The sequence below is a fragment of the Cyclobacteriaceae bacterium genome (genome assembly GCA_013141055.1).
In the GTDB taxonomy this organism is placed as follows: Bacteria; Bacteroidota; Bacteroidia; order Cytophagales; family Cyclobacteriaceae; genus ELB16-189.
In genome coordinates, this window is sequence record JABFRS010000001.1 from 562644 (window position 1) to 575652 (window position 13009).

The 13009-nt window shown below is 45.2% G+C and carries 7 protein-coding genes; 4 read left to right on the top strand and 3 right to left on the bottom strand.

Going from position 1 to position 13009, the window contains the following annotated elements; translation table 11 throughout:
• Positions 1-35 precede the first annotated feature (35 nt).
• Both nagB and HOP08_02535 read right to left on the bottom strand, forming a co-directional pair.
• The gene (nagB, locus tag HOP08_02530; protein ID NOT73777.1) at positions 36-1934 is read right to left on the bottom strand and encodes a glucosamine-6-phosphate deaminase; all 1899 of its coding nucleotides are present in this window, start codon (positions 1932-1934) and stop codon (positions 36-38) included.
• A 29-nt stretch (positions 1935-1963) separates the two neighbouring features.
• Positions 1964-3157 carry an anhydro-N-acetylmuramic acid kinase gene (locus HOP08_02535; GenBank protein NOT73778.1) on the bottom strand — a complete coding sequence of 398 codons (1194 nt, stop codon included), beginning with the start codon at positions 3155-3157 and terminating at the stop codon, positions 1964-1966.
• 78 nt (positions 3158-3235) lie between these two features.
• Between HOP08_02535 and HOP08_02540 the strand changes: the two genes are divergently transcribed.
• From HOP08_02540 to priA, 4 genes are read left to right on the top strand one after another with little or no spacing between them, the layout of a single operon-like run.
• Positions 3236-4210: a GSCFA domain-containing protein gene (locus HOP08_02540; GenBank protein ID NOT73779.1), complete on the top strand. Its 975-nt coding sequence runs from the start codon at positions 3236-3238 to the stop codon at positions 4208-4210.
• Between the two features lie 20 nt (positions 4211-4230).
• Positions 4231-6204, top strand: a complete 1974-nt coding sequence (locus HOP08_02545) for a thioredoxin domain-containing protein (GenBank protein NOT73780.1) — start codon at positions 4231-4233, stop codon at positions 6202-6204.
• 4 nt (positions 6205-6208) lie between these two features.
• Positions 6209-7651, top strand: coding sequence for an alpha-L-fucosidase (locus HOP08_02550; GenBank protein ID NOT73781.1), 1443 nt, complete (start codon positions 6209-6211; stop codon positions 7649-7651).
• Between the two features lie 58 nt (positions 7652-7709).
• Positions 7710-10205, top strand: coding sequence for a primosomal protein N' (gene priA / locus HOP08_02555; GenBank protein ID NOT73782.1), 2496 nt, complete (start codon positions 7710-7712; stop codon positions 10203-10205).
• Here the strand turns inward: priA and HOP08_02560 are convergent, their stop codons facing one another.
• Positions 10206-12983, bottom strand: a complete 2778-nt coding sequence (locus tag HOP08_02560; protein NOT73783.1) for a TonB-dependent receptor plug domain-containing protein — start codon at positions 12981-12983, stop codon at positions 10206-10208. It lies immediately after the preceding gene.
• Positions 12984-13009 lie beyond the last annotated feature (26 nt).

A 13009-nucleotide genomic window follows, 5' to 3' on the forward strand; every position in this document is an offset into this window, starting at 1 on the left:
GATCTGTTTAAGAATTAAAAATGCACAATTAAAATTTAAAAACGATAACGGACAAAAGCTTCCATGGCTTCATACTCGGCAAGACCAAGAGCATTGTAAGCGGCGGCGGTAGCATGGTTGCGATCTTCAGCCCGCACCCAGAACTCACGCTTGTCGTTACCGGGAAACACAGCGCTGTCTTTTTGCGACTGATGTTTGAATACTGCACGACGCTTGCGCATCAGTTCATCCGGACTCAAAGGTATTGCCATTTCGATCTGATCGATATCCCACTCCTGCCACGCTCCCCTGTACAACCATACATAACAATCCTTCATCCAGGTTTTCTTCTTCAACCTTCTCAGCGCTTCAAAGATGGCAGCCAGGCACACCCGATGTGTCCCGTGCGGATCCGACAGGTCACCCGCTGCATAGATCTGATGAGGTTTGATCTCTTCAATGAGATCAACAATGATCCTGATATCCGCTTCACTCAATGGTTTCTTCTTCACCGTGCCGGTTTCATAGAATGGCATATCAAGAAAATGAGCCTGTGAATCCGGAATACCGGTATAGCGGCATCCTGCTTTCGCCTCACCCCTGCGGATAAGTCCCTTGATAGTCATGACTTCGGGTGTATCTACCATGCCCGGCTTTTTCTTCCTGATAGAATCCAGTGTCTTCTTATAGAATTTCTCACCGTCGGACTTCTTTAATCCAAATGCTTCGTTAAAATCTCTTACAAAGTCAGCAAAGCGAACGGCGTCATCATCAAACACTGCAATGTTTCCGGAAGTCTGATAGGCAACATGCACTTTATGTCCCTGATCTACCAGTCGTATGAAAGTCCCCCCCATGGAGATCACATCATCATCGGGGTGCGGACTGAAAATAATAACCTTCTTGGGGAAAGGCCTGGCACGTTCAGGACGATTGGTGTCATCGGCCTTGGGCTTGCCTCCGGGCCAACCGGTAATGGTATGCTGAAGGTGATTGAATACTTTAATATTAACATTATAAGCAGAGCCGTACTCTGTGATAAGGTCGGCCATACCATGTTCGGCATAATCGTGATTCGTCAGCTTCAGGATGGGAAGCTTTACTTTCTGACATAACCATACAACTGCTTTGCGGATCAGTTCGTCATTCCAGTCGCAACTGTCAAGAAGCCAGGGAGTGTTTACTTTGGTCAGATGAGATGATGCTGCTTCATCCAGCACTACTAATACATTGGAGTGCTTTTGCAGATAGGTTGATGGCACCTGATCTGTAAGAGGACCTTCAACAGCTTTCTGAACAATCGGAGCTTTACCTTCTCCCCATGCCATCATGATGATCTGCCTGGATTTGAGGATCGTACCCACACCCATGGTGAGTGCATTCTTTGGAACATTCTCTTCACCAAAGAAATCGCTGGCAGCATCCATGCGTGTCACCTGATCCAGTGTGATCATGCGCGTTGCTGATCGTTCGGAAGATCCAGGTTCATTGAATCCGATGTGTCCCGTTCTTCCGATGCCCAGAATCTGGATATCGATCCCTCCCAGACTTTCAATTTTCTTATCGTAGGCTTTACAGAAAGCAGCGACCTTGTCCTTGGAGATTGTACCGTCAGGGATATTGATATTCTTTTTGGGGATATCAACATGATCGAACAAATGTTCCCGCATGAATCTGACATAGCTCTGCAATGAGTCAGGCTGCATGGGAAAATATTCATCAAGGTTGAACGTGATCACATTATAAAAGCTGAGACCACCCTGATGAAGCTTCACCAGCTCTTCATACACGCGTGTGGGTGTCGAACCTGTGGCAAGTCCCAGCACTACATTCTTCTTCTCCCGCTGACGCTGTTTGATGAGTGTGGCAATTTCTTTCGCAACAAAGACAGAGGCATCTTCCGATGTGCCGAAGATCTTTACAGGAACTTTTTCAACAGAATGATCAGATAACATATTTGTTGATTTGTGAATGATGATAAATATTAGTCAGGAAAAGAGATTTTACCGAGATGAACGGATGGCACCTTTGCTCTCGCTCCGAAATCTATCCGCTTGCCCGCAAGTGTTTCATTTGCCAGCACGGCAAACAATATAGCTTCCTTTGCATCACCGTCGATCCCCAATGAGTCTGTGCTTGTCAGCGACCGGAGATTCAATATCTTTTTTATCCAGCCTGTTAATAATGGATTGTGGGCGCCGCCGCCGCTCACGTACACAACAAACTCCTGTTTGCCAATTGCTTTCTGTATGCACTCGCAAACGGTCTCCGCCGTGAATCGTGTCAGCGTTGCCAGCAGATCAAATACCGACAGCGCCTGAGTGTTGGACCGCTCCTGCGCCTGACGTACATAGTCAAGATTAAATAACTCAGGACCGATCGTTTTAGGAAGAGGAAGATCGAAGAACGAATCGGACTTTAATTCTTTGAGGAGCGTCATGTTCACCTTGCCTTCCAAAGCATACTTTGCATTCCTGTCATAGTAGCGATCAGGATAGTAGTGACGGACGGTCTGGTCCATCAACGTGTTGCCCGGTCCGGTGTCTGTTACAAAAACATTCTTTGCATTCTTTCCGGCAGGCAGGCAGGTAAAGTTTGCAATGCCTCCGATGTTCAGAAGTATGCGGTTCTCTTTCTTGTCTGCCATTAAAAGATAATCACCATAAACCGCCAGGGGCGCACCTTCCCCGCCGGCAGCAATATGCTTCTGACGAAAGTCGCTGATGGTGATGATCCCTGTTGTGCGGGCAATGTGATCTCCATCTCCAATCTGAAAGGTCGAATTGATAGGATCTTCCGGATGCAGAAACGCCGGAGCATGCATGACCGTCTGACCATGCGAAGCGATCGCATCAATTTTATTTGTGCTGATCTTCCATTTCTTAAGACAATCAAGAACCATTTTACCATGAAGCCTTCCGATCCATGGATTAAGATTGGACAATTTCACAAAGTTGACCTGCTTCTTTGCGAAGACTTCACTGATCCTGTCCTTGATCTCAGGGGAATATGAGACGGTTTCAAACTTCTTCAATACAAGCTTCGTGCTGGTACCATGACCGGTGAGCTGACAAAGAGCAACATCAAGTCCATCCATGGAAGTGCCTGACATGAGGCCGATAATAAGCCTTGATTTCTTTCGGGCACTCTGACTGAGTCTGCTGATGCTTGAATTCATAGAGAATACCAAAAATAGTCAACAGAAGTCAATATCTTTTGGCCCTTCGGGACAGTCTAAAAATCATAACTTTAGGCGATGGATTTCAGAACAGAGCTTACGCCGAAGCATTCACGTAAAATCAATTTAAAGGACCCGATCCTTACACTGGGTTCCTGCTTTTCACAATCCATCGGAAAGAAGTTCACAGATTTCAAATTCCAGACCAGCATCAATCCGTTTGGAACAACCTATCATCCTTACGCGATCCATAAGCTGCTGTCGCTGGCCGCGAAACAAAAGAGTCCTGACCAGGATACATTTCTGGTCAATAACGACACACATTATAATTACGACTTTCATTCAGCCATCCATGGAACGTCGCTACCATCGTTAAAAGAGAATATCCATAGCATCATAACATCCGCTCATCAATATCTGAAGAGCTGCAGTGTTATCATCCTCACCTACGGGACTGCCTGGAGCTATAAACGTACTGACAATGGAAATCCGGTGGCAAACTGTCATAAGATGCCATCGCATTTGTTCAACAAAGAACTGATTGATTCCAATGATATCTGCATCTCTTTCAAAGAGACCTATGAAATCCTCAAGAACATCAATCCTTCTTTGCGGATCATTCTTACCGTAAGTCCGGTTCGTCATGTGAACGACACGCTTGAACTGAACAGCGTGAGCAAATCAATACTGAGAGTGGCATGTCACAGGCTTTCAACAGAAAACCGGGATGTAGAATACTTTCCGGCCTTTGAGATCATGATGGACGACCTGCGTGATTATCGTTTTTATAAAAGCGATCTGATCCATCCAACCGAAACAGCAGAGAATTATATCTGGGAGAAATTCATTGAATCCTATTTTGATGAACCGACGAAGAATTTCCTGGATCAATGGAGTCAGATACAAAAGGCAATTCACCACCGGCCCTTCCTCCCTGCCGGCTCTGCTCATCAAAAATTCCTGCATCAGACTCTTTCCAAACTTGAAGAACTAAAACTCTTTACAAATGTTGATGTTGAAATATCCCATTTGAAATCACAGATCACTTCATAACACTTCTCATTTAAGTATCAATGTCCAATCGTCTTATACATTCCACCAGCCCTTACCTTCTTCAGCATGCTCATAATCCGGTCGACTGGTTTGAATGGGGAAAAGAAGCATTGGAGAAAGCGAAGAAGGAAGACAAGCCCATTCTTGTCAGTATTGGCTATTCATCCTGTCACTGGTGTCATGTGATGGAGCGGGAGTCATTTGAGAACAATGATATAGCCGGCATCATGAACGAACACTTTGTTTGCATCAAGGTAGATCGCGAAGAGAGACCCGACATTGATCAGATCTATATGGATGCTGTTCAGGCGATGCAACAGCAAGGCGGGTGGCCACTGAATGTATTCCTTACCCCTGATCAGAACCCGTTTTATGGAGGCACCTATTTTCCTCCACAGAACTGGACTCAGCTATTAACACAGATCTACAAGACCTTTGAAGTCAAGCGCGATCAGATCAACGAGTCATCAGAAGATCTGCGGAATCATTTACAAAGAAGTGACCTTTCAAGATTCGCCCAGGAACCGGGACTGGAAAAGTTCACAAAGGAAAGTCTTGAGAACATGTATAAAGTCCTTGCATCAAGATTCGATGCTACGTGGGGAGGAATGGAAAAGTCACCGAAGTTTGTAATGCCCACCCTCTGGCTTTTCCTGTTGCGATATTATAAGATGACCGGAAATGCTGAAGCCCTCCACATGGTGAGCTTCACCTTGAAGAAAATGAATATGGGCGGACTTTACGATCAGCTTGGCGGCGGCTTCTCACGCTACTCTGTCGATGGTGAATGGTTTGCTCCCCACTTTGAGAAAATGCTGTATGATAATGGGCAACTGGTAAGTCTTTACGCGGAAGCTTACTCCATTACAAAAGATGAATTGTTCAGGGATACTGTTTATGAAACGGTAGGATGGCTAAAGAGAGAGATGATGCATTCAGAAGGCGGATTCTATTCAGCGCTGGATGCCGACAGTGAAGGTGTCGAAGGGAAATTCTACACCTGGACATATGAAGAGCTGACAAAGGCGCTGGGAAAAGATCTTGCTGCGGCGGCAGATTATTTCAATGCGCATGAAGAAGGCAATTGGGAACATGGAATGAATATTTTACTTCGTCCCGATGATCTTTCTGTTCCGGAGGAAATAAAAAAGATAAAAGAGAAGCTGTTATCAGTAAGAGCAACGAGGATCAGACCTGGACTCGACGATAAAATACTGACCGGCTGGAATGCCATGATGATCCAGGGACTGGTGGATGCCTATAAGGCGTTTGGTGATGAGTCATTCCTGGCACTCGCATTGAAGAATATCGGTTTCATTGAGGCTAATCTTATGGAAGGCGACCGGATCTTCAGAGCCTTTAAGAACAAGCGTTCAGAAACGGAAGGGTTTCTGGAAGACTATGCGTTTCTCATTCAGGCATATATTTCACTTTACCAGGTGACCTTTGATGAACAATGGTTGAAGAAGGCAGAGGCAAGCACGCAGTACGCCCTGAAAAATTTCTATGATGCCGAGGAAGGATATTTCTGGTTCTCTTCAGTAAAAGCAGAGAAGCTGATCGCCCAGAAGAAAGAGATCTTCGACAATGTTATCCCTTCCGCAAATTCAGTTATGGCAAGAAATCTTTTCCATCTCGGGATTCTTCTTGATAATGAGTCGTGGAAAAAGATGGCAACCGACATGACGTCGAGGCTAGCCTCCCTGATAGAAAGCGAACCAGGTTATTCTTCAAACTGGGGAATTCTATTTTCACAGATCACAGCAAAGACAGCGGAGATCGTTATCGTAGGAAAGAAGGCATCTGAAATCAGGAAAGAACTTCACAAACACTATCTACCATTTGCGTTGACGCTGGGAACCGAGTCATCGAGCGCCTTGCCTTTATTTGAAGGACGTGGTCAGACAGATGGAAGAACAAAGATCTACGTGTGCAGAAATAAAGTCTGTCAGCTTCCTGTGGAAACTATTAACGAAGCACTTGCTCAACTGTAAAACCATGAAGCAAGTCATATTCCTTATCACGCTGATCTTTATAATGAATTCATGCTATCGGGAAACAAAACCACCTGCTCCCCTGCTTCCACTCCCCAGTCAGTCTCAGCTCGCATGGCACGACATGGAGATGAATGCTTTCGTTCACTTTACCACCAACACATTTTCAGGAAAAGAGTGGGGATATGGTGATGAAGATCCCAACATCTTCAATCCTACAGCGATGGATGCAGAGCAGTGGATCCGGACTTTTAAAGAAACAGGTTTCAAAGGTGTGATATTAACATGCAAGCATCACGACGGGTTTTGCATCTGGCCCAGTAAGTTCACCGATCATTCTGTAAAATCCAGTCAATGGAAAGATGGCAAGGGTGATGTTGTAAGAGATGTTGCGGAAGCCTGTAAAAAGTATGGATTAAAGTTTGGGATCTATGTTTCTCCGTGGGATCGCAATCACAAAGCTTATGGCACTCCTGAATACATTGAATACTACCGCAATCAGATCAAAGAGCTTTTCACAAACTATGGCCCGATCTTCGAAATGTGGTTTGACGGTGCTAACGGAGGAGATGGATTTTATGGTGGCGCTAAAGAGAAGCGCAGCATTGATGGTTCGAAGTACTATGACTGGCCCGCAACACTGAATGAGATCAGAACATTGGAGCCTGCCATCATTTTCTTCAGCGACGCGGGACCAGGTGTGCGCTGGGTAGGAAATGAAAAAGGAATTGCGGGTGAAACAAACTGGAATACCATTTCAACGGACACCCTCTTTGCGGGAAAGGCAGGCATTGAAAGTCTATTGAACACAGGATCAGAAAACGGAACATCGTGGGTACCTGCGGAAGTAGATGTCTCCATAAGACCCGGATGGTTCTATCACGCAGAGGAAGATGCACTTGTAAAAAGTCCTGAGCGACTGTTTGATATTTATCTCACTTCGGTGGGACGAGGGTCTACCCTCCTGTTAAATATTCCACCGGATCGACGCGGGCTCATTCATGAAAATGATGTTGCCGCACTCAAAGGTTTTAAGGCGTTACGGGACAGTGCATTTAAGAATAACCTGGCGTTGAGCGCTATCCTTGAAGTGAGCACCACTCGCGGAGACGCAAACGAATTTTCATCGGCACAGCTAAACGATAGAGACCCTGAAACATTCTGGTCGACCGATGACGATGTGGTTTCCGGAAGTGTGGAGATCCAGATGGATGAGGGCAAGGTCATTCACTACGTAGTCTTACAAGAATACATTCCATTAGGTCAGCGGGTGCGGTCGTTTACCATTGAGGCCTGGGTGTGGAATAAATGGAAACCTATCTCAGAAGGAACGACTATCGGGTACAAAAGAATCGTACAACTTCCACCGACCGCGACACAAAAGATCCGGATCACCTTTCAGGACGCGAAAGCCTGCCTTGCCATTTCCAACATAGAAATCTATTAATCAGGATAACCTTACCATCACGGTCTCCTATTAAGTTCTTACTTTTATTGCGGTGGAAATATTCGATCAAAACGAGGATAACGGGACATTTTTTGCGGAAGTGGTATTGCCTGTGCCGATTCCAAAGTTATTCACCTACCGGGTGCCTGCTGCCTGGAATTCACTGGTAAAGAAAGGACAGCGCGTCATCGTTCCTTTTGGACAACGTAAGATCCTGACGGGAGTCATCGCCCAACTTCACCACCAGCCCCCGGCGGAATATGAAGCGAAGTATCTTCTCGAACTTCTGGATGAATCGGAGATCATTACTCCCCTGCAGTTCCAGTTGTACGAATGGATGGCATCGTACTACATGTGCACGGTGGGCGAGGTATTGAATGCAGCGTTGCCAGCGGGATTAAAACTATCAAGCGAGTCGATGGTGCAAATGCATCCATCTTTTAACCTGGAGGAAAGTCTATTTGATTTTTCTGAAAAGGAAAGACTGGTGCTGGCGCATCTTAAATCGGGTTCACTCTCCTATTCGGATGTAGCAAAGTTGCTGGACGTTAAGTCTATTTACAGCATCCTGAAATCCCTTACTTCGAAAGACGCGATCATTCTTTTTGAAAAGGTAAAGGAGAAATATAAACCCAGGACAGAAAAGAGAATAAGGATCCATCACGATCATCTGGATAAGAAAAAACTGGAGTCGCTCTTTGAGATTCTTTCCGCGAAGCCAAAACAGGAAGCGGTATTGTTAAAGTTTCTTCAGGAGGTTCCTGTGTTTCAGGATCAGCACCTGAATGAAAAGGGTATTTCAAAATCAGCACTGCTCGCTACAGATATTTCTGAGTCCTCCCTCAACACGCTGATCAAAAACAAAACGTTTGAAGAGTTCGAAGTGGTGGTGCCTCGTTTCGGTTTTGACGATGAGATCATCACACCTCCATTGTTATTAAGTGAGCAACAGGAAACTTCACGGAATGAGATCCTGAAAAGCTTTGAGGAGAAAGATGCGGCGCTGCTTCATGGGATTACCAGCAGCGGAAAGACAGAGATCTACATCGATCTGATCCGCCGTGCGCTGGAAGGCGGATCGCAGGTGCTCTACCTTCTGCCCGAGATCGCATTGACGACCCAGATCGTGTTTCGTCTGAAGAAAATATTCGGAGCGTCTATGGGTGTATATCATTCCAAGTTCTCCGACAACGAGCGGGTTGAAGTGTGGAATGGAATCCTTACCGGCAAATTAAGATTTGTTGTGGGCGTACGATCTTCCGTGTTCCTTCCTTTTGATAATCTCGCACTCATCATTGTTGATGAAGAGCACGATCCATCCTACAAGCAGCACGATCCTGCGCCACGCTATCATGCCCGCGATGTGGCGATGATGATGGCTCATCAGCATCATGCAAAAGTTCTGATGGGGACAGCTACTCCATCCTGCGAAAGCTATTATCTGGCGAAAGCCGGAAAGATCGGATTCAGTTCACTCACACAGAGATTCGGTGACTCTAAACTACCGGAGATCGTTTTTGCTGATCTCTCCAAAGAGCGAAAGCAGAAGACCATCAAAGGAAACTTCTCCTCTCTTCTACTGCGCGAGATCAAAGAAGCGACTGATAAAAAAGAGCAGGTGATCCTGTTTCAAAACCGGCGGGGACATTCGCCGTTCGTTCAGTGTGAAGACTGCGGATGGGTGCCAACCTGTATCAATTGTGCAGTAAGTCTTACGTATCATCAATATCGTCATGCGCTGATCTGTCACTATTGCGGATACCGTGAAGAGTTTCCAAAGCAATGCCCGACGTGCTCGTCAAAAAGAATTCTTACCCATGGCTATGGAACAGAGAAGCTGGAAGAAGAGCTGAAGCTTCATTTCCCTGAATCGAATATCAGTCGCATGGACCTGGACACTACCCGCACGCGAAGCGGATATGAAACGATCCTCGGTGATTTTGAAAAGGGTGATACCGATATATTAGTTGGAACGCAGATGGTCACGAAAGGTCTTGACTTTGACCGGGTCAACCTTGTCGGAGTTTTTGATGCGGACCGGATGATGCACTTCCCTGACTTTCGTTCCTATGAGCGCGCCTTCCAGTTGATCCTTCAGGTCAGCGGCAGAGCAGGCCGCCGGGACAAGCAGGGTTATGTTATTATTCAGACATCCAATCCACGCGATCCATTATTCAAGTTCATCGTTGATCACGATACCGAAGGTTTTTTAGCAGAGCAGCTTCACGACCGGGAGCAGCATTTCTTCCCTCCTTTTTCAAGACTTATTGAGATAACAGTAAAGCATACTGACAAGGCAACCTGTCGAAAGGCCGCGGAGACGCTTGCCGGTCACATTGAGAAGACCATTGGAGGGATCAAGCTGCTCGGACCGAAAGAGTCTTTTATATCAAAGATCAGAAATGAATTTTTACAAACTATCCTTCTGAAGATTCCAAGAAATCAGGGGAAGCTTGGCGATATAAAGCTGAGACTCATCCACCTGAGCGATGGCCTGCAGGAAGAAAAAGAATTCAGAAACTGCAAGATTGTTTTCGATGTTGATCCTGTGTGATCAGTGATCGTTTCTGATTTCGATGGTGGTCTCACCATAAACAGGTTTACCTTCAATGGTCATGCCTTCTACAATGACCCGGTACTTGGTTATAGGATCTGCAGCATAGAAAGAAAACTTTACCTCTCCTACTTCATTGGTGATCACATTCGGATTCCAGTAAAGCGTTGACCTGTAATCCGGCTGGGAATGATCCTCCTGCTGATTGCCGTAGTCCGGTGCTTTGAATGGCAGAGGTTCTGAGTATCCCTTCATCATTGATGATTGGAAATACTTTTTATTGAACGTTCCGACATATTTGGAATCTTCTGTCTTGGTATAGATCGCAATGACACCCCCCTGTCCCCTGATACCATTTCCTGATGTTGCATTAAGCTTGATCTCAATCCGGTCAATGGTAGAAACATCAAATTGCATGATGGTCACATAAATACCGTCTTCAGAAAAGAAAGGAGTATCATTGATCATGAGCAGAGGCTCACGGGCATTTCTGACGGAGCGTAATACGATCATGTTACGAATGTTTCCGTTGGCCAAATAGGAAACAACACGCATGCCCGGCACTTTCCGCTGAAGCAGATTCAACAGAGTGCCATCGGTTTCATTTTCAATGTCCTTACGGTTAACGTTGAAATCCGGCTGACCGAATCTCTTGGAAAAATCAGTTGCCTGAAGCCGGGTTGCCTCCACAGAAACTTCTTCCAGCATCTTTGAATCGTCCGGAAGGGTATAACCCACAATAGCACGTTGATCGCTTACATTTTTTTCAAGGTTCAGTACCAGTGGCGGCGCGAGATGATCCATGGAAAAAACATCTTCATGAGTAATACTGACGGTGCCTGATAATTTTCCCTTTTTGGTTTTAGCCTGAAGAAAGAATTCAGAGGAATCATTGAACTGAAAACCATTGACCCAGAATTTTCCGTCAGCATCTGTTTCTACCGTTGCAAAATCCTGATTGTTTCCCTGAACAATCGTCACCTTCGAATTCTCTTTCCCATTGTTGATCTGTCCTCTGAAACCTATTCCACTTTCAATCGGATAAGCATACTTCATGTGATCTATTTCAGATTCTTTTGCAAAGACAGCATCTCCGATGACGGATGAGTGGATGTGCGCTACTTGTTTCTCGTCCACTACCCTGACCGTCAGATTGGATATAAGAGATGAGCCTTCTTTGTTCTCAAGCGCAATTTCAAGATCAATCTTTTCCCGGGGTTTGTATGATTGTTTTTCAGAGCTTACCTCCGCTTTGATTCCGGTGAAAGCCGTTGGTGCATCCTGAGCAGAGACTACCTTTTCGGATAAATTCAAAACAGGCAGAGGCTTTGAAAAGAAAGAGTCATCGCCGTAGTTGCGCATCCATTGTGTATAGCACCTCAAATAATAATTTCCGGAAGGCAGATTTCCTTTGATCAGTAAATTCCCTGAGACATTGGAATGTGTGATCGCATACGAAGTGGATTGCACAACCTTCTTTTCGGGACTTATCAGCTCTACATGCAGGACCTTACTTAGTGTATCTCTCTTGAGAGGATTACTATAGCGGATCATTGCATCAAACCAGATCATTTCACCAGGATAATAGTATGGCTTGTCTGTGATCATGAAAACCTTTTCCTGGAGCGCTTGCCAGCCCGATGATTTAATGGTGTCCTCCAGCTGGATCTTTACTGGCGTCTCAAAAGGTTTGTAGTTATAAGGCAAGAGTCCTGATACGCGTGCCTTCTCCATTTCGCCGGAGGTGATCATCCCTTCCGGATCCTGAGGAATGCCATCATTGTTTACGGTGATCGTACCATCTCTGAATTCAATCCACGAAACGGGGCAATTCACATCTTTATAAGTATTAATGTGAGCAACTTTATTTATATAATGAATCTCCAGCCTTTTCTTAAGTTCAATTCTGGAGCCCACAACTCTTAAACTTGGCTTGATGATAATTTCCTCTGGCTTCAGTTCAAAAACATTAATCCCAAGCTCTTTTGTAAAGACAGGAGCCCGAACAATTGTATTGGTCACAACACGCTTTTCATAATACACCTGAAACCCTTCCTCTTTTATGCGATGATGAAGGATTGCATCAAATAAATGACGCGAAGATCCGCGATAAGCATCCTGCCTGTTCGTTTCCCATCTTTTTAACAGCTCGAGGTCATTGGTGATCATATCCTCAAACCTGACATTACCCTGAATGACGTAAGAGTCGCCACTTGAATTAAAGCGCTTTAAAAAATAAGTGATACGATAGCCCATGGCAAGATTCTCAACCATAATTGGAGAAGAGGCTTCTGCATATAAAATATTATTGACTCCGGCCACTCCTTCTTTGAAGTCAAGCACCCAGGGATTAAGAATCTTGCATGACAATGAGTTGCGGGTCTCGCCAAGAAAAATACGGGAGAACTTTTTCAGTTGACTGTCCCACTTCTTGTCACGTGTGCCCTGAACCTGAATGTTGTCCAGTAACTTTTTATCTGGCAGCAGCCTTGCGATTATTTCCAAAGTCTGGTTGTCACGAATGGATACTTTGGACTGGTACGATTGATACCCTACAAAAGAAAAGACAATTTCAACTTCCCCGGCAGGGACATTGATCAATTTAAAAACACCCTTATCATTGGCGGCTACACCAATGGAAGTATGATTGATGAATATGTTGGCAAAAGGAAGCGGTTCAAGAGTTTCGGCATCCAATACCCGGCCGTTGATAATACCGGTTTGAGCTATGGCCGATGTGCAGACAAATACAAGAATAAAATATAAACAACGTCTCATATATGACTACCTGTCCAGTAAGGACT